Source organism: Bradyrhizobium sp. CCBAU 11357 (assembly GCF_028128865.1).
Taxonomy (GTDB): Bacteria; Pseudomonadota; Alphaproteobacteria; order Rhizobiales; family Xanthobacteraceae; genus Bradyrhizobium.
In genome coordinates this window covers 297942-322647 of sequence record NZ_LBJW01000110.1, presented here as the reverse complement: position 1 = coordinate 322647, position 24706 = coordinate 297942, and the positions used below count along the sequence as shown (strand labels likewise).

Annotated in this window: 24 protein-coding genes; 14 read left to right on the top strand and 10 right to left on the bottom strand. The window is 64.7% G+C overall.

Annotated elements, in window-relative coordinates; translation table 11 throughout:
• Positions 1-76: 76 nt before the first annotated feature.
• The gene (locus XI05_RS31755) at positions 77-448 is read right to left on the bottom strand and encodes a winged helix-turn-helix transcriptional regulator (protein ID WP_271509384.1); all 372 of its coding nucleotides are present in this window, start codon (positions 446-448) and stop codon (positions 77-79) included.
• A gap of 158 nt (positions 449-606) precedes the next feature.
• Between XI05_RS31755 and XI05_RS31750 the strand changes: the two genes are divergently transcribed.
• Entirely contained in the window at positions 607-1341 is a 735-nt protein-coding gene (locus XI05_RS31750; protein ID WP_271509249.1) for an SDR family NAD(P)-dependent oxidoreductase, read from the top strand.
• Between the two features lie 68 nt (positions 1342-1409).
• Here the strand turns inward: XI05_RS31750 and XI05_RS31745 are convergent, their stop codons facing one another.
• Positions 1410-2294, bottom strand: a complete 885-nt coding sequence (locus tag XI05_RS31745) for an amidohydrolase family protein (protein WP_036021159.1) — start codon at positions 2292-2294, stop codon at positions 1410-1412.
• 339 nt (positions 2295-2633) lie between these two features.
• On the opposite strand from XI05_RS31745, the gene ykgO reads away from it, so the two are divergent.
• From ykgO to XI05_RS31730, 3 genes are all read left to right on the top strand, one after another.
• On the top strand, positions 2634-2759 hold the full coding sequence (ykgO, locus tag XI05_RS31740; protein WP_006611362.1) for a type B 50S ribosomal protein L36: 126 nt from the start codon (positions 2634-2636) through the stop codon (positions 2757-2759).
• A gap of 116 nt (positions 2760-2875) precedes the next feature.
• On the top strand, positions 2876-3511 hold the full coding sequence (locus XI05_RS31735; RefSeq protein ID WP_271509247.1) for a tetratricopeptide repeat protein: 636 nt from the start codon (positions 2876-2878) through the stop codon (positions 3509-3511).
• A gap of 124 nt (positions 3512-3635) precedes the next feature.
• On the top strand, positions 3636-3896 hold the full coding sequence (locus XI05_RS31730; protein ID WP_172787132.1) for a hypothetical protein: 261 nt from the start codon (positions 3636-3638) through the stop codon (positions 3894-3896).
• A gap of 7 nt (positions 3897-3903) precedes the next feature.
• Here the strand turns inward: XI05_RS31730 and XI05_RS31725 are convergent, their stop codons facing one another.
• Entirely contained in the window at positions 3904-4086 is a 183-nt protein-coding gene (locus tag XI05_RS31725) for a hypothetical protein (protein ID WP_172787133.1), read from the bottom strand.
• 328 nt (positions 4087-4414) lie between these two features.
• Between XI05_RS31725 and XI05_RS31720 the strand changes: the two genes are divergently transcribed.
• A complete protein-coding gene (locus XI05_RS31720) occupies positions 4415-5371 on the top strand; it encodes an alpha/beta fold hydrolase (protein ID WP_271509244.1) in 957 nt (318 codons plus the stop codon).
• A gap of 120 nt (positions 5372-5491) precedes the next feature.
• On the opposite strand, the gene cycA is transcribed toward XI05_RS31720, so the two are convergent.
• Positions 5492-5887 carry a cytochrome c-550 CycA gene (gene cycA / locus XI05_RS31715; RefSeq protein WP_271509241.1) on the bottom strand — a complete coding sequence of 132 codons (396 nt, stop codon included), beginning with the start codon at positions 5885-5887 and terminating at the stop codon, positions 5492-5494.
• A 229-nt stretch (positions 5888-6116) separates the two neighbouring features.
• On the opposite strand from cycA, the gene XI05_RS31710 reads away from it, so the two are divergent.
• The 5 genes from XI05_RS31710 to XI05_RS31690 all read left to right on the top strand — a co-directional run bounded on the left by XI05_RS31710 (position 6117) and on the right by XI05_RS31690 (position 12104).
• Positions 6117-7610 (top strand): FAD-linked oxidase C-terminal domain-containing protein, encoded by a 1494-nt coding sequence (locus tag XI05_RS31710; RefSeq protein WP_271509238.1) that lies wholly within the window; start codon positions 6117-6119, stop codon positions 7608-7610.
• A gap of 52 nt (positions 7611-7662) precedes the next feature.
• Complete coding sequence (locus XI05_RS31705) at positions 7663-8898, top strand: FAD-binding protein (protein WP_271509383.1); 1236 nt, start codon at positions 7663-7665, stop codon at positions 8896-8898.
• Complete coding sequence (gene glcF / locus XI05_RS31700; RefSeq protein ID WP_271509235.1) at positions 8898-10220, top strand: glycolate oxidase subunit GlcF; 1323 nt, start codon at positions 8898-8900, stop codon at positions 10218-10220. Before XI05_RS31705 ends, glcF begins: the two co-directional genes overlap by 1 nt.
• 85 nt (positions 10221-10305) lie before the next feature.
• Positions 10306-10653 carry a histone gene (locus XI05_RS31695; RefSeq protein ID WP_260381026.1) on the top strand — a complete coding sequence of 116 codons (348 nt, stop codon included), beginning with the start codon at positions 10306-10308 and terminating at the stop codon, positions 10651-10653.
• Between the two features lie 437 nt (positions 10654-11090).
• Positions 11091-12104, top strand: coding sequence for a TorF family putative porin (locus XI05_RS31690; RefSeq protein WP_271509233.1), 1014 nt, complete (start codon positions 11091-11093; stop codon positions 12102-12104).
• 306 nt (positions 12105-12410) lie between these two features.
• Here the strand turns inward: XI05_RS31690 and XI05_RS31685 are convergent, their stop codons facing one another.
• Positions 12411-14162: an ABC transporter ATP-binding protein/permease gene (locus XI05_RS31685; protein ID WP_271509230.1), complete on the bottom strand. Its 1752-nt coding sequence runs from the start codon at positions 14160-14162 to the stop codon at positions 12411-12413.
• Positions 14163-14475: 313 nt separating this feature from the next.
• Between XI05_RS31685 and XI05_RS31680 the strand changes: the two genes are divergently transcribed.
• Both XI05_RS31680 and XI05_RS31675 read left to right on the top strand, forming a co-directional pair.
• Positions 14476-16140, top strand: coding sequence for an L-lactate permease (locus XI05_RS31680; protein WP_271509227.1), 1665 nt, complete (start codon positions 14476-14478; stop codon positions 16138-16140).
• 130 nt (positions 16141-16270) lie between these two features.
• Entirely contained in the window at positions 16271-16669 is a 399-nt protein-coding gene (locus tag XI05_RS31675; RefSeq protein ID WP_271509224.1) for an META domain-containing protein, read from the top strand.
• A 153-nt stretch (positions 16670-16822) separates the two neighbouring features.
• Here the strand turns inward: XI05_RS31675 and XI05_RS31670 are convergent, their stop codons facing one another.
• The 3 genes from XI05_RS31670 to XI05_RS31660 form a co-directional block, all read right to left on the bottom strand.
• On the bottom strand, positions 16823-18031 hold the full coding sequence (locus XI05_RS31670; protein WP_271509221.1) for a hypothetical protein: 1209 nt from the start codon (positions 18029-18031) through the stop codon (positions 16823-16825).
• Between the two features lie 195 nt (positions 18032-18226).
• Positions 18227-19858 carry a chaperonin GroEL gene (gene groL / locus XI05_RS31665; RefSeq protein ID WP_271509217.1) on the bottom strand — a complete coding sequence of 544 codons (1632 nt, stop codon included), beginning with the start codon at positions 19856-19858 and terminating at the stop codon, positions 18227-18229.
• Positions 19859-19972: 114 nt separating this feature from the next.
• The gene (locus XI05_RS31660; RefSeq protein ID WP_025033779.1) at positions 19973-20269 is read right to left on the bottom strand and encodes a co-chaperone GroES; all 297 of its coding nucleotides are present in this window, start codon (positions 20267-20269) and stop codon (positions 19973-19975) included.
• Between the two features lie 314 nt (positions 20270-20583).
• Here XI05_RS31660 and XI05_RS31655 point away from each other — a divergent pair, with 314 nt between their 5' ends.
• A complete protein-coding gene (locus XI05_RS31655; RefSeq protein WP_271509214.1) occupies positions 20584-21105 on the top strand; it encodes a hypothetical protein in 522 nt (173 codons plus the stop codon).
• Positions 21106-21273: 168 nt separating this feature from the next.
• On the opposite strand, the gene XI05_RS31650 is transcribed toward XI05_RS31655, so the two are convergent.
• Positions 21274-22059, bottom strand: coding sequence for a protein phosphatase CheZ (locus XI05_RS31650; RefSeq protein ID WP_172787146.1), 786 nt, complete (start codon positions 22057-22059; stop codon positions 21274-21276).
• A gap of 316 nt (positions 22060-22375) precedes the next feature.
• Between XI05_RS31650 and XI05_RS31645 the strand changes: the two genes are divergently transcribed.
• Positions 22376-23191 carry a L,D-transpeptidase family protein gene (locus tag XI05_RS31645; protein ID WP_271509211.1) on the top strand — a complete coding sequence of 272 codons (816 nt, stop codon included), beginning with the start codon at positions 22376-22378 and terminating at the stop codon, positions 23189-23191.
• A gap of 645 nt (positions 23192-23836) precedes the next feature.
• Here the strand turns inward: XI05_RS31645 and XI05_RS31640 are convergent.
• Positions 23837-24649: a DUF2076 domain-containing protein gene (locus XI05_RS31640; protein WP_271509209.1), complete on the bottom strand. Its 813-nt coding sequence runs from the start codon at positions 24647-24649 to the stop codon at positions 23837-23839.
• Positions 24650-24706 lie beyond the last annotated feature (57 nt).

Here is a 24706-nt window from a genome sequence, read left to right as displayed (position 1 = left end):
CCCAGGCCGGACTCGAGGCGAGTTGCGCCAAAGCGCTGCGATCGGGGGCGGAGCACCACGGACGAAGCCGCGCAAGCTACACGGTCGGCCGACGTCCTGGCCGCGTCCAGCCCTCCCGCTCGGCGAATACCCGGCTGACCTCCGCCATGTGCTCGGTGCCCCATGTGCAAAGCGGCACGAGGGCCTGGGCGAGGCTCTGACCCAAGGGCGTGAGGCTATAATCCACCCGCGGAGGCACCTCCTTGTAGTCGGTCCGCTTCACGAGGCCATCGGCCTCCAGCTCCTTCAGCTGCTGGATCAGCACCTTGTCGCTGACGTCGCGTATGGCGCGCCGGAGCTCGCCGTAACGGGTCGGTCCGTCCTGAGCAACGAAGTACAGGATCAGCGGCTTCCACTTGCCCGAGACGACCCGCAGGGTCGCGTCGAGGCCGCAGGTGAAGCCGGGCAAAGTCGGCGTGCAACGCTGGACGTCTGCTTCAGCTTGCGCCGGCGGGGAGATGGGGTCTGAACGATCTGACATTTTTTGGGTACTTACCAAAAGGTGCATACTTGTCGATAGGTGGGTACGCCGCCAGCTCAGTGCAACCTCAATGAAGGGAGCACATCATGAGCAGACTACAAGGCAAGACGGCGGTGGTGACGGGCGGCGGGACCGGTATCGGGCTCGGAGCCGCCAAACGGTTCGTCGATGAGGGCGCATTCGTCTATCTGTTCGGGCGGCGGCAGGAGCCGCTCGACGCTGCGCTCGCGCAGCTGGGATCCTCGGCGCGCGCCGTCAGGGGATCGGTCACCGATCTGTCCGACCTCGACCGATTGTATGCGACGGTGAAAGCCGAACGCGGCAACGTCGACGTTCTGTTCGCCAATGCCGGGACCGGCGCGTTTGCGCCGCTCGGCCAGATCACGGTCGAGCATTACGACCAGATATTCGACGTCAACGTGAAAGGGCTGGTGTTCACCGTCCAGAAAGCCCTGCCGCTGATGCGCAGGGGATCGTCGATCATCCTGACCGGATCGAGTACGGGCGTGATGGGGACGCCGCAATTCAGCATCTACAGCGCGACCAAGGCGGCGATCCGCAATCTCGCGCGCAGCTGGGCGCAGGACCTGCGCGGCACGGGCATCCGCGTCAACGTGCTGTCGCCGGGGCCGACCAAGACGGAGCTGGCGCTGGAGGTCGTGGGCGAGGAAGCATTCGATGCACTCGGCAGCTCGACGCCCATCGGGCGTGTCGGTGACCCCAGCGAGACCGGAGCGGTGGCCGCGTTCCTGGCGTCCTCGGACAGCAGCTACATGACCGGCGGCGAGGTCTTCGTCGATGGCGGCTTGGCGCAGGTCTGAGTGAGCGAGAGGGCTTCGGTCATCGATCGAAGCCCTCAATGCGCTGCGGAGATCGTTGAGCGCCCAATTTAGATCCCCAGCAGTTTCCTTGCGTTCGCCTTCAGCACCTTCGGCCGGATCTCGTCGCGGATCTCGATCTTGGCGAAATCCGACAGCCAGCGGTCCGGCGTGATCACCGGCCAGTCCGAGCCGAACAGCATCTTGTCCTGCAGGATCGAGTTGATGTAGCGCACCAGGATCGGCGGGAAATATTTCGGCGACCAGCCCGAGAGGTCGATGTAGACGTTGGGCTTGTGGGTCGCGACCGAGAGCGCCTCTTCCTGCCAGGGGAAGGACGGGTGGGCGAGGATGATCTTGAGGTCGGGGAAATCGGCCGCGACGTCGTCCATGTACATCGGGTTGGAATATTTCAGCCGCATCCCCATGCCGCCAGGCATGCCGGAGCCGACGCCGGTCTGGCCGGTGTGAAACAGCGCGATCGCGCCGCCATTGTTGATCTCTTCATAGAGCGGATAGGCCATGCGGTCGTTGGCATAGAAGCCCTGCATGGTCGGGTGGAATTTGAAGCCGCGGACGCCGTATTCCTCGATCAGCTTGCGCGCCTCGCGCGCCCCGAGCTTGCCCTTGTGCGGGTCGATCGAGACGAACGGGATGAGCACGTCGAGATGCTCGGAGGCGATCTCCAGCATCTCCTCGTTCTTGTAGCGGCGGAAGCCGGTCTCGCGCTCGGCATCGACAGGGAAGATCACCGCGGCGATGTTCTTGGAGCGGTAATAGGCCGCGGTCTCCGGCACCGTCGGCGGATGCTTGTGCGGCGACTTGAAATACTCCGCCATCTGCGCCTGGAAATCGTCATAGCCGTCGTCAGGATGGGTGCCGCAGGGCTCCTCGGCATGGGTGTGGATGTCGATCGCGACGACTTTGTCGATATCAGGCAGCTTCAGCTTTGGCATTTGTGTCCTCCCGACGGGTTGCCGAATTGATTATAGTATATAACGAATTTGGCAAGGCGCTGGTGGCGGCGAAAGCGCTGGCGGCGAAAGTCTTTGTGGAGCCTGACCTCCCATGCGCCGGATCGGGCCGATCCGGCCGCTTCTACTGTGCATGGGGTTGTTTTCACGGATTTGCGGGACCGTGGGGCAGTTAACATTGACATCACCTCCCGCCATGCCTTAAGAACCGCCCCGTCCCGGGCGGCTGGTCCGCCGGCGGGGAAAATCTCATTTTGCCACATTCGCGCGTGCCGAAACGGTAGTGCCGAACACGGCCTTTCGAACGTTCAGGATTCTGCCATGAAGGTCCGTAACTCGCTGAAATCGCTGCGCGGTCGCCATCGCGCCAACCGCCTGGTCCGCCGCAAGGGCCGGGTCTATGTGATCAACAAGGTGCAGCGCCGCTTCAAGGCGCGTCAGGGCTGACCTGAGCGGCTGATCCACCGCCGGGCGCTGCTGCGCGCCCGCAAGACCACGGTTTCACACGAGTTTGACGCCGCCTTTGCTTTGCAAGGGCGGCTTTGCGCGTTTAGACTTTCACCATGGCAGTGAGATTCCGTTTCGCGCGCACCCTGTGTCTGGCCCTCGTGCTGGGAACCGTCGGCCTTGCGCCGGCCGCCCTGGCCCAGCAGGTCGAGCCGCCCGGCAAGCAGAAGAAGCTGCCCGAGGCGCCGTCAAAGCTGCCGAAGGTCGACCGCAGCAAGAATCTGGATTTCCTGTTCGGCGCGCTGAAGGCGGCGCCCGACGAGGCCAGCGCCAAGCATGTCGAGGCGCGGATCTGGGCGATCTGGCTGCAGACCCCGAGCGACACCGCCGCGCTTCTGATGTCGCGCGCCAAGTCTGCGGTCGACGCCAAGAAGATCGACGTCGCGATCAAGCTCCTGGATTCAGTCATCAAGCTCAGGCCCGATTACATCGAGGCCTGGAACCGGCGGGCGACGCTCTATTACATGCAGAACGACTATGGCCGCTCGCTCGCGGACATCCAGCAAGTGCTGATCCGGGAACCGCGCCATTTCGGCGCGCTTGCTGGCCTCGGCATGATCATGCAGGAGGTCGGTGACGAGAGGCGCGCGCTCGAGGCCTATCGCAAGGCGCTCGCCGTCAATCCGCACCTGGAAAAGATCCCCGATCAGGTCAAGGCGCTGACCGAGAAGGTCGAAGGCCGCGACATCTAGCTATAAGTCGATGATTGCTCGAGCGATCGCGGCCGGCGCGGATTAACCACGATCCGAGCCAAGGCGTCGCAAGCACTATTGCGGGACCTGTTGCAGGCCTACCTGCATGGCAGGAGCGAAAGCCATGAAGCGTTTGGTGGTCGCAGCTGTCTTGCTGCTCGCGTCGGGAACGGTGAGCCTCGCCGACGGACTGTTCTGGGTGGTCGGCAACCGCGCCACCGGCAAATGCGCTATCGTGACCAGCAATCCGGTCATCATCGGCGACATCTGGTTCGGCGACGGTCCCTACAAGTCCAGGGCCGATGCCAAGCTTGCCCGCTCGACGATCCGCGTCTGCCCCCCGGTCACACCCGAGCAGGAAAAAGAAGAGGACGGGGCGAACTAGCCGGTCCTCAATGCAGGACGCTGCTGCCGCGCTCGACTAGGCCGCGGTCGGCGGCTGCGGCGTAAGCCCTGGCAAGCTCCGCCTCGAGATGCTCGTTGATCAGCAGCAGCGCCCGCACGGCACCGCGCAGGTCGCCGTTGCAGCTCGCGACGATTTCGTCGATTGCAGTGTCGTTCGATCTGAAGCTCATCGAAAATTCTCCGGTTCAAACCAGGACATATCCTGCCGGTCTTTCTCGCATCCCCTAAGCTGCGAGGAGGATCGGCGCCCATCCGCGCCTAGATGGCGGAACCGACCGTGGCGATTATATGGAAGCCGCGATGACGCCTGCATGAAGCTGGTCCGAAGCTTGCGTGCCGCTTGGAATGCCTCTGATTTTGTTGAGTTTTCTCGATCGGCAATTATGCACATATCCACAGCCCCTGCATTTTCAGTGGAAGCGCTGACTGCCGGCGGCGAAACTGCCGCCTGATCAGACCCGTAACTGCCCCGTGCCCAGGATCACCCGGATTCTCTCCATGATCGTGATGTCAGTCGTGACGGCGCTGGTTCTGCTGGCGCTGCTCACGCAGGCCGGGGTCGTCGCCCTGCAGCGTGCCTTTCCGCCGCAGGGCCGCATGATCGAGGTCGATGGCGCGACGCTTCATCTCGTCGACATCGGCCCACGCGATTCCGGTCCTCCGATCGTGATGCTGCACGGCGCGAGCTCCAATCTCGAAGCGATGCGGCGGCCGCTCGGCGATCTCCTCGCCAGGGATCACCGCGTGATTCTGATCGACCGTCCCGGCCATGGCTGGAGCACGCGCGCGAGCCGGCAGGATTCGACGCCGCAGATCCAGGCGCGCATGATCGACGAGGCGCTTGGCAAGCTCGGGATCGGCCGTGCGGTCTTCGTGGTGCATTCCTGGAGCGGCGCCCTCGGCGCGCGGATCGCGCTCGATCATCCGCACCGCGTTGCGGGTCTCGTGATGCTCGCGCCCGTCACGCATCCCTGGCGCGGCGGCGTCGGGCGCTACAACGAGATCATCGCAACGCCAGTCATTGGCCCGCTGCTCGCCTACACGATCACGCTGCCGCTCGGCTATTTCGTCACCGAAGCCGGGGCGCGCAACGTGTTCCTGCCGCAGACGATGCCGGATGGTTTCGTGCGGGACTCCGCGACGCCGCTCCTGCTGCGCCCGCGCGAGTTCATCGCCAATGCCTATGATCTGGTGACGCTGAAAGAGTCGGTCGCCGCGCAAGTCGCGCGCTACGGCGAGATCGCGGCGCCGGTCACGATCATCGCGGGCGAGCCCGACAAGACCGTGAGAACCAGCATCCACGCGCGCCCGTTCGCCGCGGCGGTGCCAAATGCAAAGCTGATCGTGCTGCCCGATCTCGGCCACATGGTGCAGAACGCCGTGCCGGACCTCGTGAAGGCGGAGATCGAGACGATGATCGGACACATCGCCTCGGCGCAGGCGGCCGCCGACTAAAGCGTTTTCGAGCGAAGTGGATACCGGCTCGCGCGAAGAAAACGCGTCAAAATAGGAAAGCTAGAGCTTTCGGCTCTGATCCAATCAGAACCGAAGCTCTAGCGGCCGCCTCTTGCGCGCTTACTGCTTGGTCTTTCCGTCCTTGTCGTATTGAGCAAGGAAGGCCCAGAGATTGTTGATCTCGGTCTCATTCTTGATGCCGGCGAACGCCATCTTCGTGCCGGGGATCTTGGCCTTGGGGTCCTTGATGTATTCCTTGAACGTGGCTTCGTCCCAGGTGATGCCGGAATTCTTGTTGCCGTCCGAGTAGCTATAGCCCTCAACCGTGCCCGACTTGCGGCCGTTGAGGCCGTTGAGCTCGGGGCCGACCTTGTTCTTGGCGCCTTCGCCGATCGCGTGGCAGGCCAGGCACTTGTTGAACGATGTCTTGCCGGCCGCGACATCCTGCGCCATCGCGGCGGGTGCGGTGGCAATGACGGTGAGGATCGTCAGCGCGCCGAAAGTCAGTTTTGTCATAAGTGTGCTCTTCGTCTCTTCCCGGGTCAGATGGAGGGTCGTGGTTTTGGCAGGTCCGTTGCAAGGGGACAAGCCGCGAAACTTTGACAGGTTTCCCGCTAGCAGACTTGCCCCAGAGAGAACTTGCGCTGCAACAAAGCAATGGGACCTTCGGAGGAGCTACCCAAGGACGGCAAGACATGATTGATTTGCCGAGACAATTCCATCCGTCGGACGAGGGCTTCTTAAAATGGCCATCATGATGCCCGCCAGCGACCAGGCCGTGCTGGCGCGTCGCAGCGAAATCGTCGCCGCCTTGCGCGCCATCGTGCCGGGCGAGGGCGTGATCGATACGCCTGCCGAAATGCGAGCCTATGAATCCGACGGGCTGACCGCCTATCGGCAGCCGCCGATGGTCGTGGTGTTGCCGGATACGACCGAGCAGGTCTCGCTCATCCTGAAATATTGCGCCGCGCAGGGCATCAAGGTGGTGCCGCGCGGCTCCGGCACCTCGCTGTCCGGCGGCGCGCTGCCGCTCGAGGACGGCGTGCTGCTCGGCCTCGGCAAGTTCAAGCGCATCCGCGAGATCGATTTCGACAACCGCGTCGTCGTCACCGAGCCCGGCGTCACCAATCTCGCGATCAGCCAGGCAGTCGCGCATGCCGGCTTCTATTACGCGCCGGATCCGTCCTCCCAGATCGCCTGCTCGATCGGCGGCAACGTGGCGGAAAATTCCGGCGGCGTGCACTGCCTGAAATACGGCATGACCACCAACAACGTGCTCGGCTGCGAGATCGTGCTGATGAGCGGCGAGATCCTGCGCATCGGCGGCAAGGGGTGCGAGAATCCTGGCTATGACCTGATGGGCGTCATCACCGGTTCCGAAGGCCTGCTCGGCGTCATCACCGAGATCACCGTGCGCATCCTGCAGAAGCCGGAGACCGCGCGCGCGCTGATGGTCGGCTTCGCGCAAGTCGAGGCGGCCGGCGAATGCGTCGCGCGCATCATCGGCGCCGGCATCATCCCGGGCGGCATGGAGATGATGGACAAGCCCGCGATCCACGCCGCGGAGGCCTTCGTCCATGCCGGCTATCCGCTCGATGTGGACGCGCTGCTCATCATCGAGCTCGACGGGCCCAAGATCGAGGTCGACGAGCTGATCACGCGGGTCGAGACCATCGCACGAGGCTGCGGCTCGGTGACGCTGCAGATCTCCAATTCCGAGGCCGAGCGCAACCTGTTCTGGGCCGGCCGCAAGGCCGCGTTCCCCGCGGTGGGCCGCATCTCGCCCGATTATCTCTGCATGGACGGCACGATCCCGCGCGGCGCGCTGCCGAAGGCGCTCGCGCGTATCCGCGAGCTCGGCGAAAAATACCAGCTCGGCTGTGCCAACGTGTTCCACGCCGGCGACGGCAATCTGCACCCCTTGATCCTCTACGATGCCAACAAGCCCGGCGAGATCGAGCGCGCCGAAGCCTTCGGCGCCGACATCCTGCGCGCCTGCGTCGAGTTCGGCGGCGTGCTCACCGGCGAGCACGGCGTCGGCATCGAGAAGCGCGACCTGATGGGCGACATGTTCAGCGAGATCGACCTCAACCAGCAGCAGCGCCTGAAATGCGCCTTCGACGCGCAGGGCCTGCTCAATCCCGGAAAAGTATTTCCGACCCTGCACCGCTGCGCCGAGCTCGGCCGCATGCACGTCCACGCGGGCAAGCTGGCGTTCCCGGATTTGCCGCGGTTTTAGATCCGCGATGAACGAATTGCTTTCCTTTGTGAACTTCGATACCGGCTCAGTGGTGGATACGCTCAAGGTCAGAGACGCCAAAGACGTCGAAGAGGTGGTGCGCGCGGCGATTGCCAATGAGCAGCCGCTCGAGATCATCGGCCATGGCGGCAAGCGCGGCATCGGCCACGCGATGGCGACCAACGCCGTGCTCGATGTTTCCGCGCTCAATGCCGTCACCTCCTACGAGCCGAACGAGCTCATCATCACGCTCCAGGCCGGCGCGCCGCTCGCCGACGTGCTGGCGCTGATCGATGCCAAGAACCAGCAATTCGCCTTCGAGCCGATGGATACCGCGCCGCTGCTCGGCACGCCGGTATCAGGAACCATCGGCGGCATGATCGCGGCCGGGCTTGCCGGGCCGCGACGTATCCGGGCGGGCGGGGCGCGCGACCACCTGCTCGGCGCCCATGCCGTCTCCGGCTTCGGCGACAGCTTCAAGACCGGCGGCAAGGTGGTGAAGAACGTCACCGGCTACGACCTCTGCAAGCTGCTGGCGGGGTCCTGGGGCACGCTGTCGGTGATGACGGAAGTGACGCTGAAGGTGATGCCCAAGCCCGAGGCCGAGCGGACGCTGCTGCTGCGCGGTCTCGACGAAGCCGCCGCCAACAAGTCCATGACCGCAGCGCTCGGCTCGCCGTTCGACGTCTCTGCCGCCGCGCATCTGCCTAAATCGGCGCTCCGGGCCAGGACCGAGGGGCTCGGCGATCTCGCAGGGGAGGGCGAGGCGCTGACGGTGCTGCGGCTCGAAGGCATCACCGCGTCTGCTGCGCACCGCGCCGGCTCGCTGCGCGAATTGCTGGCGCCGTTTGGAACCGCGACGCTGATCGAGGACGCGGCATCCGCGGGGCTGTGGACCGCCATCCGCGACGCGCTGCCGTTCGCGGCCAGCGGTTCGCTCGGCGCCTGGCCAGTCTGGCGGATCGTCTGCCCGCCGGCCTCGGGCGCGGTGCTCGGCACTCAATTGGCGCGCGAGACCGGCGGCGATGTGATCTACGATTGGGGTGGCGGCCTGATCTGGGCGGCGCTCCCGCCGAAGCCGGACGCGCATGCCGCGCTCGTGCGGGCGCGCGCGAACGCGCTCGGTGGGCATGCCACGCTGATCCGGGCGACTGATGATGTCAGGCGCGACGTCGATGTGTTCCATCCGCAAGCACCGGGCATTGCGGCACTCAGTGAGCGGGTGCGCGCCAGCTTCGATCCGAAGACCATTCTCAACCGGGGGCGGCTCACGCGGAGCGCTGGCTGATGAAGACCGAATTCTCACTCGCGCAGCTCGCCGACCCCGATATCGCGGAAGCCGACAAGATCCTGCGCGCCTGCGTCCATTGCGGCTTCTGCACCGCAACCTGCCCGACCTATGTGCTGCTTGGCGACGAGCTCGATAGCCCGCGCGGCCGCATCTATCTGATCAAGGAGATGCTGGAGAAGGACCAGGCGCCGACCGCCGATGTCGTCAAGCATATCGACCGTTGCCTATCGTGCCTTGCCTGCATGACGACCTGCCCCTCGGGCGTGAACTACATGCACCTCGTCGACCAGGCCCGGGTCCGGATCGAGCAGCGCTACAAGCGGCCGCTGACCGAGCGGCTGCTGCGCCAGGTGCTGGCCTTCGTCCTGCCGGACCCGCAGCGCTTTCGCATCAGCATGTGGCTGGCGCGGCTCGCCCGTCCGCTGGGCGACTTGCTGCCGACGCCCCGGCCTGCGGCGACGCCCGGCTTGATCCAGCGCATCAAGGCGATGCTGGCGCTGGCGCCGAACCGGCTGCCGCCCGCCGGACCCGCCGCCGGCAGCGTGTTCGCGGCGCTCGGCAAGAAGCGCGGACGCGTGGCGCTGCTCCAGGGCTGCGCCCAGCAGGTGCTGGCGCCCCGCATCAACCAGGCCGCCATCAGTCTCCTGACCCGCCACGGCATCGAGGTCGTCCTTGTCAGGGACGAGCAGTGCTGTGGCGCGCTGACCCATCACCTCGGCAACGACCAGGATGCGCTGGCGCGGGCTCGCGCCAACGTCGCGGCTTGGCGCAAGGAAATGGCCGGCGAGGGGCTCGATGCCATCCTGGTGACGACCTCCGGCTGCGGCACGGTGATCAAGGATTACGGCTATCTCCTGCGCGAGGACACTGCGTTCGCGGCCGATGCGGCGAAGGTGTCGGCGCTCGCCAAGGACATCACCGAATACGTCGCCGGCCTCGAGCTCGCGACGGCGGCGAGAGCGGACGACATCGTCGTTGCCTATCACTCCGCGTGTTCGTTGCAGCATGGACAGAAAATCACAGCCCTTCCGAAAGAATTGCTTTCCAAGAATGGATTCGTGGTGAAAGATGTACCCGAGAGCCATTTGTGTTGCGGCTCGGCGGGGACCTACAACATTCTCCAGCCCGAGCTTGCGGGCCGGTTGCGCGATCGCAAGGTCGCCAACATCGCAAGCGTCAAGCCGGACATGATTGCCGCGGGCAATATCGGCTGCATGGTGCAGATTGCCAGTGGCACGTCAGTTCCGGTCGTACACACGATTGAGCTTCTCGATTGGGCGACGGGCGGGGCGCGGCCGGCACTGAACGCGCAGGTTTGAGCTTTCAGGAGCCTGAACTGTCCTCCCGAGGTGACGACTGAAGACGCCCGATCGATCATTGTTCGGCGGCAACAGGAGGACCACGATGGCGAAAGCGAAGAAGAAGAAAAGCAAGAAGGCCAAGAAGGCCAAAAAGGCCGTAGCGGCGAAGAAGACCGCGAAGAAGGCGACGAAGAAGAAGGCAGCCAAGAAGACCGCGAAGAAGTCTGCCAAGAAGGCCGCCCCGAAGAAGGCTGCCAAGAAGACAGCAAAGAAGGCGGCGGCCAAGAAGGCTGCTCCGAAGAAGGCCGCGAAGAAGGCGGCACCGAAGAAGGCGAAGGCAGCGCCTGCTCCGAAGCCGTCGGCACCGGCGGAGACCCCGGCGCCCGCCGAGACAAGCTGGGCGATGCCTTCGTCTTCTGCGGAAGCGGCGCCTGCCGAGGGACAGGGGTAGGAAGGCGACCTTTCATCGCCTTCGGACTGTCACTTCGGACTGTCACTTCAGACTACAGCTTGGGACTTTAACAAGCAGGCCGCGGCATCCTGATGCTGCGGCCTTTTTGCATCGCCGCCGTCCAGCCTCGGCCGCCGTGCCCGGCCCAGCCTGATTCGTAAGCGCAGATGTCACGCCGCCGGGTGGTCACCGGGCTTACACGGGTCTGCCGTGCCCTCTAGAGGGCAAATGATGTGATCCAGAAGCCACACCGGCTGACAACCTTTCTTGGAATCGTCAAAACGCCCAAAAAGTCGGCAGATGCCCGCGCTTTTTGCTTCACCGTTCCGATCCACCGATCCAAATTGCCGCAGTAACGCAATTTTGCAGGTAGGCCGCATGCCCCGGGGGGCTTCCGGGGGCGACTGCTGAGTAAGAACGGGTAAATGGGGACCGAAATGAAAAAAGTGGCTTTGTTGGCAACGGCGCTGGCAATTGTGACGACGGGCTCGGCTTTCGCGGCAGATCTGCGCGTAAAGGCACTGAAAGCCCCGCCGCCGCCGGCCTTCGATCCGTGGGATATCGCCTTCGGCGCCGGCATCATGAGTGATTACATCTTCCGCGGCATCACCCAGTCCAACCATAATCCGTCGGTCACGGCCTATTTCGAGCCGCGCTACAACGTCAACAAGGACCTCCAGCTCTACATCGGTACGTCTGCCTCGAGCATCTCGTTCCCGAACCGTGCTGCGGCCGAAGTCGACATCTACGGCGGTATCCGCCCGACCTTCGGCATGTTCGCCTTCGACTTCGGTGTCTGGGGCTACCTCTATCCGGGCGGAAGCTGCTTCGGCTCGCAGGGGACCTTGCCGCAGGGCAATTGCGGCAGCGACATCGATTACTCGCAGGGCGCCATCGGCCTTCCCATCAACGGCAACTTCGCCAAGAAGGACGCGAGCTTCTTCGAGGCCTATGCCAAGCTGAACGTCACCCTCAACGATCAGTGGACGGTCGGCTTCAACGAGTACTACTCGCCGAACTTCCTGAACCTCGGTGCCTGGGGCAATTACGCCTCGGTCACCGCCAAGTGGACCGCGCCGAGCACGGTCTTCGGTGCCAGTGGCGTCGGCATGTACGTGTCGGGTGAGTTCGGCCGGCAGTGGCTCGGCACTTCGGACATCTTCTACGGCATCGCGGGCGATCCGGTGTATGCGAACGGCATCAAGGAGCCGAGCTATAACACCTGGAACGTTGGCGTCGGCTTCACCTACAAGGTGTTCACGCTCGATCTGCGCTACTACGACACCGATCTGAACAAGGGTGACTGCAACGCCTTCACCAGCGATCACACCGCGAAGTTCAGCAGCAGCTTCACCCCCATCAACCCGGGCGGCTTCGGCTCCAACTGGTGCAGCGCGGCCGGCGTCGCCAAGCTCTCGTTCGACCTGACGGCGATGACCAACCTGAAGTAAGTTTCTTTCCGAAATGACTTCGCGAGGGCGGCAGGGCAACCTGCCGCCCTTTTGCTTTGGGCGCGGAGGTAGGGAAGAGACGGGGCGGGCCCGGCCAAGATACTACTAAGCTGCGTAAGGGGCTTGAGAACCGGCAGGGCGCCGCCGCTGCCTCACACTCCGTCATTGCGAGCGCAGCGAAGCAATCCAGAGTCTTTCCGCCTAGGCAGTCTGGATTGCTTCGTCGCAAAAGCTCCTCGCAATGACGAGGCCCGAGTTGGGGTCGTCCCTCAGATCGTAAGAACAGCCGGCGAGGGCGCCTACGCCTCAGCGCGCCGCGCTCGGCTCCGCCGCCGCCCGCTCGCCGCCGACCACGTGGATCGCGCCGTCCTTCACCAGCGTCACCTTGCGGGTGTGGAAGGCGTCGAGCGTCGAGCGGTGGCCGATCGAGACGATGGTGGCCTGCGGCAGCTTCTCCGCCAGCAGCCGGTAAAGCCGGGCTTCCGACGGCTCGTCGAGCGAGGCGGTAGCTTCGTCCAGGAACAGATAGTCCGGCGCATGCAGCAGCGCGCGCGCAAGCCCGAGACGCTGCTGCTCGCCGAGCGAGAGCATCCGGTTCCAGTGGCCGTCCTCAGCGAGCCGTTCGGCGAGATCGGGCAGCCCGACCGCGATCAGGGCGTCGCGGACCTGCGTGGCCTCGAACGCGCCGGACGCTGCCGGATAGACCACGGCATCGCGCAACATGCCGAGCGGGAAATAGGGCCGCTGAGGCAGCATCATCAGCTTGGCCTTCTCCGGGACGACAACCGTGCCGGTGCCGAACGGCCAGATGCCGGCGATGGCCCGGAACAGCGTGGACTTGCCGGAGCCGGACGGTCCGGTCACCAGCACGCGCTCCGGGGCCTGAATGGTGAAGGCCTTGGCGGCCACCAGCGGGGTGCCGTTGGGCAGGTTCACGCAGAGCTGCGCGAGATCGACATGGCGGCCGGCGACCTCCAGCGTGATGGCCGGCTCATGCGCCGGCAAATTGACGGCCGAGGCGACCGACATCTCAAAGCCATCGAGACGGGCAACGATCGAGCGCCATTCCGCCAGCGACCGGTAAGCCGTGACGAAGAACGACAGCGCGCCTTGGACGCTGGAAAAGGCGGATGCGGTCTGCATCATGTCGCCGAGCTGGATCTTCTTGGCGAAGAACGCCGGCGCCACCAGCACGTAGGGGAACAGCACGGCCGCCTGCTGGTAGCTGGCCGTGAACGCGGTGAGGCGCTTGGTCCGGCTCATGATGCCGTACCAATTGGCGATCACGAAGCCGAAGCGATCGAGCAGGCGGGCACGCTCGGCGCCTTCACCCCTCAGCAGCGCGATCTGCTCGGAATTCTCGCGCACGCGGACGAGGTTGAAGCGGAAGTCGGCTTCATAACGCTGCTGCTCGAAATTGAGGTTGACCAGCGGCGAGCCGATCCAGTGCGTCAGCGCGGTGCCGAAGATCGCGTAGATCAGCGCGCCCCAGCACAGATAGCCGGGGATCATGACATCGGTGCCGAACAGGCGCAGCGGCGCGGCGTTGGAAAGGCCCCAAAGGATGATGACGAAGGAGAACAGCGTCACGATCGACGAGAGCAGGCCGAGCCCGATGGTCAGCGTCTGCTCGACGAAGTTCTTGACGTCCTCGGTGATGCGCTGGTCCGGGTTGTCGGCAGCATCGCCCTTGAGCTGCATGCGATAATGCGTCGAGCCCGCCAGCCACTCGCCGAGATAATGTCGCGTCAGCCATTGCCGCCAGCGGATCTGGAGCCATTGGTTCAGGTACAGCTTGTAGACAGCCAGCGCGATATAGGTCGAGGCCAGCGCGACGAAGATCCAGATCTGCGTGACGAACGCGTCCCAGTCGCTGTTCTGGAGCGCGCTGTAGAACCGGTTCTGCCACTGGTTCACCAGCACGTCGATCGCGACCAGCGCCAGCTCCATCGCGACCACCGCCGCGAGCAGGCCGCGGCCGGCCCATTTGTCCTCAGATCGGAAATAGGGGGCGGCGATTCGCCAGACGATCGCGAGCGTGGCGCTGATGTTCTTCACAGAGCAGGATCTCCTCGGGGGATGTGCACAAATGCCCGGAGCCAGAGACCTGAGGCAACGGCGAAAATGGGCGCACTTAGACTAAAGTCGCAAGGTCTGCAATTTGCGTTGGCTTGTCGCAGCTTGCAACCCTAGCATGGGGTTGGATGGCGCGGGGCGGGGTGCTCCGGGATTTCGCGACCTTGTGAGCGGCCGGGAACCGCTGCATTCACGAGGAATTCACGTCCAACGCGGGGGCTATCGCTTCCGGCGTCAAGCAGGACCGGCTCTCCACGCGGGCCGCCTGCCGCAACATGCGTGGGGAGGAAGACTTATGTGGAATCAGATCTATGATCCGCTGCACAGCCCGGTGCTGTCGACGATCGCGGCGGCGGTGCCCGTCGTCACGCTGCTGGTTTTGATCGCGAGCGGTCGCGTCCAGGCGCATATCGCCGCCGTCATCGCCGTGATCGTGACCAACCTGATCACGATCTTCGTCTTCACCATGCCGGCGAACATGTCGATCCGCGCTTCGGTGCTGGGGATCGTCACCGGGTTCTTCCCGATCGGCTGGATCGTTCTCAACGTCATCTTCCTCTACCAGGTCACGGTGACCACCGGGCGCTTCGAGCTGCTCAAGCGCGCGGTCGGCGGCGTCACCGAGGACCGGCGGCTGCAATTGCTGCTGATCGCGTTCTCGTTCGGCGCGTTCTTCGAAGGCGCCTCGGGCTTCGGCACGCCGGTCGCGATCACGGGCGCGGTGCTGATCGGGCTCGGCTTCTCGCCGCTCGCGGCCTCCGGCCTGTCGCTGATCGCCAACACCGCGCCGGTCGCCTACGGCGCGCTGGGCACGCCGATCCAGGGCCTCGCCTCGGTCACCGGCCTCGATCCCTACATTCTCGGCGCCATGGTCGGGCGGCAATTGCCGTTCTTCTCGCTGCTGGTGCCGTTCTGGGTGGTGTGGGCCTTCGCCGGTTGGAGGGGCATGAAGGACGTCTGGCCGGCGATCCTCGTCACCGGCCTGTCGTTCGCGATCCCGCAATTCGTGATTTCGAACTACATCAATCCCTGGATCGTCGACATCGGTGCGTCGCTGATCTCGATGGGGGCGTTGATCCTGTTCCTGAAGGTTTGGCAACCGAAGCAGCTTTGGCTGTCCCCCGCGCTGCGTGGCCGCGATGAATCGGCCGCCACCATGGCTGCGGGCAGGCCGCTCGACAAGACGCCGCTGACCCAGAAGGAGTTGTTCGACGCGCTGTTGCCGTGGATCATCGTCTGCATCGTGATGCTGATCTGGGGCAATGGCGCCTTCAAGACATGGGCAAACGCGATCTTCGTCTGGAACTATCCCATTCCCGAGCTGCACCAGATGATCAACAAGATGCCGCCGGTCGCGCCGGGACCGACGAAGGAGAGCGCGGTGTTCGCCTTCACCTATCTGTCCTTCACCGGCACGGGCATGCTGATCGCGGCGATCATCTCCGGCGTTCTGATGGGCGTCGGTCCCGGAAGGCTTATCGCCCAATATGGCCGCACCATCCGGCTCTGCGCGATCTCGCTGATCACGATCTCGGCCATGCTCGCGATCGGCACGTTGACGCGTCTGTCCGGCGTCGACGCAACGCTCGGCCTCGCCTTCGCCGCGACCGGTGTGCTCTATCCCTTCTTCGGCACGCTGCTCGGCTGGCTCGGCGTGGCGCTGACGGGATCGGATACGTCGTCCAATATCCTGTTCGGCAACCTGCAGAAGATCACCGCCGAGCAGCTCGGCCTGTCGCCGGTGCTGATGGCGGCGGCGAACTCCTCCGGCGGCGTGATGGGCAAGATGATCGACGCGCAGTCGATCGTGGTCGCCTCCACCGCCACCAACTGGTACGGCCATGAGGGCACGATCCTGCGCTTCGTGTTCTGGCACTCGATCGTGCTGGCGTGCCTCGTCGGCGTGCTCGTGACGTTGCAGGCCTATGTCTGGCCGTTCACGGCGATGGTGCTGAAGTAGCTGTCGCGCCGCACCCGCAAATCCCCGCGAGGCTCGTCCCCCGCGGGGATTTGTGCGTCTGCCGCGAACCTTCTCAACGGCACGGCTGTCCTATAGAAGATGCCGCAAATCAGGTCGGTCGAGAGGTCTCATGGTTTCGCTTCTGCGCTTGCTGTGTGCGGCGGTTGCAATGCTCGCGATGTCCACGCTCGCGCGTGCCGAGGAGGGGTTTCCCTTCGGCACCGAGATGACGCTGGAGGCGTTGCCGCAAGCGGGCTCGAAGCGGATTCCCAACATCGAGATCGGGGACAATGGCGAGGTCGTGCTGGAGCTCTGGTGCAAGGGCGGCAAGGGCCAGTTCTCGGTCGCCGGCAACACCGTGGTCTTCGTCCCCGGCCAGATCCAGGACCGCAACTGTCCGGCGGCGAGAGCGCAGGCCGATGACGAGCTCGTGGCCGCCCTCGCCAGCGTCGAGACCTGGAAGCGCCAGGGCGACGTGCTGACGCTGATCGGCCCGAAGCCGCTGCGCTTCAGGACGACGGGGAACTAAGGTCTCTCGAACGTTGCTCTCGTGTCCCGGATAAGGCGCGTCGCGTAAGCGATGCGCCGCAGAGCCGGGACCCAGTTTCTCATCCGCGACTTCGCTTGCAGCCCCTGGGCCCCGGCTCGCAGCGCTTTCGCGCTGCGTCCGCGGCACGAGAGCCTACTTCCACACCGACTTGTCGGCGTCCCAGCGCTGACCCTTCAGCTCCTTGACGAGCGCCTCGATCGAGCCGTTGTCGTCGGGCAGATCGCCTTCCTCCTCGGCCGAAGCGTCGTCCGACAGATTGAGCCTCGCCCCGCTGCCCTCGTCGGCCGTCGTCGTCGCCGGGCTGCCGATCCAGAGCATGAGCTTGTCGGTGGTGCCCGGCTTGTCGGGCGAGACCAGCGCTGCGAGCTCGATCGTGTCGGTGAGCTCGAGCGCCGGGAAATCCTGGTTCGGCCGCTTGAACACCAGCTTGAGCTTGCCGGTGGCGGGGTTGAAGTTCTGCGAGACCGGCTTTGCCTCGAGCGTCCTGCTCAGCACGTTCGCGACCGCCGTTGCCAGCTTGCCCTTGTTGATCTTGTCGCCCTCGCGCCAGTCCGCCGCGGCGAAGCGGATGGTGCGGTCCATCTCGGTCATGCCCGCCGTCCAGCCTGCGGCGGTGACGCCGGGCATCGCCTTGAATTTCGCCAGCAGCGCGCCGGCGCGCTCCGGGTCGACCGACATGGTGATGGTCTGCTCGCCCGCGCGCAGCGCGTCGCAACCGACATTGAGGCTCGCCAGCGTCACCTCGACCTCCTGGCCCTTCAGGCTCTTCAGGAAGTCGGTCGCCGCGTCGAGCTTGACCTTGACCGCGATCGCCTCCGGCGAGACGTCGGTGAAATCCTTCGGCTGCGGCGTGATGCCGTCGTCTGAGGTCTGACTGTCCAGGAATTCCTTTTCGCTGAGATCGGAATTGTCCGGCGAGGTGACCTCGGTCACCGCCTGGCCGATCGCGATCTGGCCGCGGAATTCGAACGTATCGCCGGATTGCTTGCGCATCAGCTTGACGCTGACCGGCGACTTCTCGCCGACGCTTTGCGTCGTTCCCGTCAGCGTCTGGCCCGCGACCTGGAGGTTGACGACGAAGCGATCCTTGCGGTCGGAGTTCTTCGCGATGGGGTAGCAGACGTCGAGCACCGCTGCGGTCACCGTCTTGCCCTGGCGCGTCTCCTTCAGGATCACGTCGGCATTGCCGTCCATCAGCCCGTCGATCGAGGTGAAATAGCGCGTCTCGGTTCCGCCCGGCGCGGTCGCCTTCGGCGACAGCTTCATCTGGGCGGACGCCTGCGGCGGAACGGCGAGCAGGGCCGCCAGAACGGCCGTCGAACAGACCAGAAGCGCACGCATTGATGACATCCTCGCGCAACGGGCATGATCCGGAAAAAGCGGTTTTCCGAGAGGATCATGCCCAAACAATCGAATCGGCGCGCCACCGTAGTGGGTTTTGGCCGCTGGTTGAATCGGAAAGCGAAACAGGCAGGATCGGCAAAAAAAGAAGGCCGCCCGGAGGCGGCCTTCGCAACTCTGTCACGGAACGGAGGCTTAGAAGCCGCCCATGCCGCCGCCGGGGGGCATGGCGGGCGGGGCTTCCTTCTTCGGCAGCTCGGCGACCATGGCTTCGGTGGTCACCAAGAGGCCGGCCACGGAGGAGGCGTCCTGCAGCGCGGTGCGCACCACCTTGGCGGGATCGATGATGCCCTTCTCGACCATGTCGACATAGTCCTCGTTCTGGGCGTCGAAGCCGAAGGTCTCGGACTTGTTCTCCAGGATCCTGCCGACCACGATCGAGCCTTCCACGCCGGCGTTCTCGGAGATCTGGCGGATCGGGGCTTCCAGCGCCTTCAGCACGATGTTGATGCCGGCCTGGACGTCGTCATTGGCGTTGGTGAGACGGCCGACCGCCTTCTTGGCGCGGAGCAGCGCGACGCCGCCGCCGGGGACGATGCCTTCCTGCACCGCGGCGCGGGTGGCGTTGAGCGCGTCCTCGACCCGGTCCTTCTTCTCCTTGACCTCGATCTCGGTGGCGCCGCCGACGCGGATCACCGCGACGCCGCCGGCGAGCTTGGCGAGGCGCTCCTGCAGCTTCTCGCGGTCGTAGTCCGAGGTGGTCTCCTCGATCTGGGCCTTGATCTGGCCGACGCGGGCCTCGATGTCGGGCTTCTTGCCGGCGCCGTTGACGATCGTGGTGTTCTCCTTGTCGATCACCACCTTCTTGGCGCGGCCGAGCATCTTCACCGTGACGTTCTCGAGCTTGATGCCGAGCTCCTCGGAGATCAGCTGGCCGCCGGTCAGGATCGCGATGTCCTCCAGCATGGCCTTGCGGCGGTCACCGAAGCCCGGCGCCTTGACGGCCGCGACCTTGAGGCCGCCGCGAAGGCGGTTGACGACCAGGGTGGCCAGCGCCTCGCCCTCGACGTCCTCGGCGATGATGACGAGCGGCTTGCCCGACTGCACGACGGCTTCCAGCACCGGCAGCATGGCCTGCAGGCCCGAGAGCTTCTTCTCGTGCAGGAGGATGTAGGCGTCCTCGAGCTCGGCGGTCATCTTCTCGGCGTTGGTGACGAAGTAGGGGCTGAGATAGCCGCGGTCGAACTTCATGCCCTCGACGATATCAACCTCGGTCTCGAGCGACTTGTTCTCCTCGACGGTGATGACGCCCTCGTTGCCGACCTTCTGCATCGCCTGGGCGATCATCTTGCCGATGGCGGCATCGCCGTTGGCGGAGATGGTGCCGACCTGGGCGACCTCGGAGGAGGCGGCGACCGGCTTGGCGCGCTTCTCGATGTCCTTGATGACGGCGGCCACCGCAATGTCGATGCCCCGCTTGAGGTCCATCGGGTTCATGCCGGCGGCGACGGCCTTGGCGCCTTCGCGCACGATCGCCTGGGCCAGCACGGTCGCGGTGGTGGTGCCGTCGCCGGCGAGGTCGTTGGTCTTGGAGGCGACCTCACGCACCATCTGGGCGCCCATGTTCTCGAACTTGTCCTCGAGCTCGATCTCCTTGGCGACGGTGACGCCGTCCTTGGTGATGCGGGGGGCGCCGAAGCTCTTCTCGATGACGACGTTGCGGCCCTTCGGGCCGAGCGTCACCTTGACGGCGTTGGCGAGAACGTCGACGCCGCGCAGCATGCGATCGCGCGCGTCTCCGGAAAACTTGACGTCTTTGGCAGCCATGGTCTGCAATCCCTCGTGTTACGTGATGTGTCTTGTCTAGTCGCGGCGGAACGATGGATGCCCGGATCGCCTGGATCCGGGCATGACATTCAGCGGCCGTTCAGGCGGATGGCCTTAGGCCAGCACGCCCATGATGTCCGACTCCTTCATGATCAGGAGCTCTTCGTTGTCGATCTTGACCTCGGTGCCCGACCACTTGCCGAACAGCACGCGGTCGCCGACCTTGAGGTCGATCGGGATCAGCTTGCCGGTCTCGTCGCGGCCGCCGGGACCGACGGCGACGACCTCGCCCTGGGACGGCTTTTCCTTGGCGGTGTCCGGAATGATGATGCCGCCCTTGGTCTTTTCCTCGGCGTCGATACGTTTGACCACGACACGGTCATGCAGCGGACGAAATTTGGATTTAGCCATGACGTTTCCCTTTGGAGGCTCGCTTCGGAAGTAGTGGGGTCGGTGGGGCGGCGCTTCCGTCCACCCTCTCGTCGAGGATCGAACGGCGCGCTTAGCAATCGGGCTTTCCGAGTGCTAATAGTGGGTCCGGAAATATGGCTTGGCCGCGATCCTGTCAAGCAAAGGTGGTTAAGCGGTTGTTGAGGCGGATATAGGATGGTGGCATTGGAAACTCGCTCGGGGCGCCGGCTTAGAGAACGACGTCATTGCTCCGGCAGCGATTTTGCGCTTGGCTGCTCGAGGGGTGCGGCCATGGTCTTGTTCGGGGGAATGCCATGATCAGTTCGGCTCACGCGCGCACGGTTGCCAATCTGGCGGCCGCCTCTTGTCTGGCGCTGCTGCTGGGCGCCTGCGGCGGCGGCTTCAGCCTGCCGTCCCTCACGTCGTCCTCGCCGCCCCCGGAAGCTGACACGGGGGTTGCTCCCGAAATGCCGGCCACCATCCGCGGCGACGAGATCGTCGGCCGCTGGGGCCTCGCCTCGTTCCAGAACCCGGCCGACCGCGCCCGTACCGAGAAGATGGCGCGCGAGCAATGCAAGAATCCCTATGTGATCACCGCCGGCTCCTCCGGCGGCGTGATCATGCATCTCGCCGACCAGGCGACGCCGCAGGAGCTGCGGCTGAAGGGCTCGCCGAGCGGCAAGAACTACATCGGACCGGCCGGCCCGACCCCCGGCGAGCAGGATCGCGAGATCGTCTCCTTCGACGGTCGCGTCATGATCACCCGCTTCATCGACAAGGACGCCGCCACCCGCTACGGCAACATGGTCTACGTCCGCTGCGCGCCGAGGGCGTGAGGCAGCCTTTGGCCTAACGTCTCGTCATTGCGAGCGGAATCGAAGCAATCCAGACTGCCTCCTCGGAGACAGCCTGGATTGCTTCGTCGCTTCGTTCCTCGCAATGACGAAAAAACAAAGAACGCCGGCCCCAAGGCCGGCGCTTTGCTATTTCCATATCGCCCCCGTTCAGTCGAACAGCGCGTCGATGTCGTCCTGCGAGGCGTGGCCGACGTCGCCGGCGAGCTTGGGGCCGTTGAGGAGCTTCTCGTCCTCGCTGCGGCTGTCGACCGGCGCCGGCACATGGGACTTGATCGCGTCGACGCCGCCCCAGATCTCCATCATCGCATTGATGTGCTGCTCGATGAACTTCATCGTGGTCATGACCTTGCTGATGCGCTGGCCGGTCAGGTCCTGGAAGTTGCAGGCTTCGAAGATCGAGATGACGCGTTCCTGGATGTCGTCGGCAAGGCGCTTCTGCTGATCGACCGAGTCCACCTTGGACATCGCGCTGGCGGCCTGGTCGATCGATTCCGCGGCTTCGAGGATCTGCTGGGTCGCCTGCTCGGTGCCGCCGACCACCGCGCCGAGCTCGCCATTGACCTTGGCCATCTCGCCGCCGTCGAAGCTCTTGCCGTGCAGCGTCGCGATCTCGCGCTTGGTGCGGTCGATGGCGTCGTGGATGAGGTCGAGCTCCACCTTCAGCTTCTCGCACTGCTCGATCTGCGCCCGGTAGGTCTCGAGCATGGTGCGCGCTTCGGACAGCTCGTGGGCCGTGGAGGCGTCGATCGCCGCCATGGCGGCGCTGCCGGACAGCGGGGCCGCGACGATGCCTTTCGCCATCTGGGCGCGGATCGCGCGCAGCTCGGCCATGATCTCGCTATGCATCGGGATTGCCTCTTCGGTTACGTCCAAAATCGGCATCTCGCCACCGGCGATATCCTCGACGCGAAAACGCTTGCGGTGAACAGCCATCAGGATACTCCCCCCACCTCACTCACGCGTCTTTGTAGGCAGAAGCGATTTAACACGAAGTTCACAACCGGAACTGTTGTGCGGCGTCGCGCGACGCGGTGCAAAGAAGCGATTAACCATGGCCGCGCTGCGTTCATCGAAAATAAACGCTGATCGCCAAATTGCAGGCGCGCTCGCGACGTGGTGAATCGAAACGCGCTTTCCGTTTACCAAACAAAACGGCTTTTGCTTTTTATTGACCACGTCGAAGGGCGCGGATCAGCCACCGGCTCTCCACGACGCATGTGATCTAGACGAAACAGTACAGAGTACGTCGATGTTCAAGAAAATGTCTGTCGCGCTGCTCGGCAGCGCTTGCACCTTCATGGCCGGCGCGAACGAGGCCAGCGCCTTCGACAACAGCGTGCCGAACGATCCGCCTGCGGTGCTCTACCAGCCGCGCGTGCCGCCGGCGCCGGTGCGCGTCGCGTCCAATTCCAACATGGGCGGCGGCTTCATCGAATTCCTGTTCGGCGACGGCCCCGGCCGCGGCCCGGCCTACGCGCCGGAGCAGCCGGTGTATCAGCAGCAGCCGGGCTATTACGATCCGCGGCGCCTGCCGCCGATGGGCGAGCCGCAGATGCAGGGCGGCTATCAGCAGGGCGCGTCTCTCCAGCAGGAGTCGGTCGATCCGCGGCAGCGCCCGTTCGATCCGAGATTCGAGAAACAACTCGTTGACTATAGCGGCAAGGAAAGTGCCGGCACGATCGTGGTCGATACGCCCAACAAGTTCCTCTATCTCGTCGAGGGCAACGGCCGGGCACTGCGCTACGGCATCGGCGTCGGCCGTCCCGGCTTCACCTGGTCCGGCGTGAAATCGATCACCGCCAAGCGCGAATGGCCGGACTGGACGCCGCCGGCGGAAATGCTCGCGCGCCGGCCCGATTTGCCCAGGCACATGGAAGGCGGCCCGGAAAATCCGCTCGGTGCCCGTGCGATGTATCTGGGATCGACGCTCTATCGCATCCACGGCTCCAACGAGCCCTGGACCATCGGCACCAACGTCTCCTCCGGCTGCATCCGCATGCGCAACGAGGACGTCATCGACCTCTACGGCCGCGTCAATGTCGGCACCAAGGTCGTCGTGATGTGAAGGGTCATGCGATCGATGGAGCGATCGGATCCGCGTGCCGCGTCGGCTCGACCTGCGGGGCATCGAAGGGGGCGCTGCTGTCGCCGAACGCCTGCCTGAATGGTCACGTCTACTGACGTTGCCTCGACCCAGGCCGAGCAACAGCGGAGCGGCGACGGCGAGTTGATGTAGCCGAATGCGGTGCGCGAGCAAAGCGCTTCAACCGCCGCACCGACAGCTCGGCCTTCCTGAGGCGCTCGTGCAGCCCCTCCAACTCGTACAATTCGGTGATGAGATGGGTTGTGGCGTCGCTCAGGTTCGCGATGCGCTGTTGAAGTGGGCTCATTCTTGAAACTCCCGACTGTAGCCAAGAGAGGCAGCCACGGCGTGTGGCATAAGCAACGTGTTCTTCCAGTTGAACACCCATGTCCAAATTTGGAAATCCGGGAGTCTACGGCAGCGTGTGTCGGTAGACGATTTCGCTCTGTATGGTGAAGTCACGCGCGCGTCGTGACGTTCTGCAAGGTGCCGTCCGACAACGCATGCACTAGTCATATTATATCAATGGCCTCTTGGCCTGTGGTGCAGAGCAGCGCGCGTTGAGCCCTGCTTGAAAAGAAATCGGCCGCCCGGAGGCGGCCGCTTCACATCTGTCGGTCGAATGGCCTACGCGGAATCGCTGCCGCCGTCGTCGTCGCCGCCGAAGTCGCTGTTGTCGGCCGTGTCGAAGCTGTCGTCGCGATCGTCGCCGTAGTTCTGGTCATTGTTGTCGCGGTCGTTCGACGCTTGGTCGAAGAAGCCGTGGCGGGACTCCCGGTTCGAGCCGATGTCGTCGACGCCGGCATCGTGCGCGAGCGAGCCGCTGGACTGGTCGCCGCCGCCGCTCCAGGGGCTGCGGTCGCCGAGCGCGTTGGTGTCGCCAAAAGCCTGCTGGTGCGATCCGCCCATCATGCCGCGGATGCTCGAGAGCAGCAGGGAGCCGCCGACGACGCCCGCCGCGGCTGCCGCCGCCGTGCCGAGGAACGAGCCGCCGCCACCGCCAACCGGCGGAGCGCCATAGCCCTGACCCGGACCCTGGCCATAGGCCTGCCCGTAAGGCGGCGCGCCGTAGCCCGGCTGGCTCTGCTGCATCGCCGGGCCGCTGTTCCAGACCGGCCGCTGCTCACGCGGCGGCACGTTCGGAACCGAGCCGCGTGATGGGCTCGATCCGAACAGGGTGTCGCGCATGGTGTCGAGGAAGCCGCCGGACTGCGCCTGCTCGGGCGCATGGGCCGCTTCCAGCTCCTGGATGCGGGCATTGGCGCGCTTCAACGCTTCGTCCTGGACCAGCGTGGTCTGCACCAGCGCGTAGATGGCGCCGGGCGCCTTGCGCAGGCCGTCGGAGATCGCGGCGATCGCATCGGGATCGCGCGGTGCGTTTTCCAGCTTTGAAAGCCGGTCGAAAAGGTCGTCGACGAGCTGGCGTTCCTGCGGCGTCATGATCTGTCTCCTTCGCGCAAAACCAAGCGCGGAGGAGATGTAGGGTTCCATTATGGC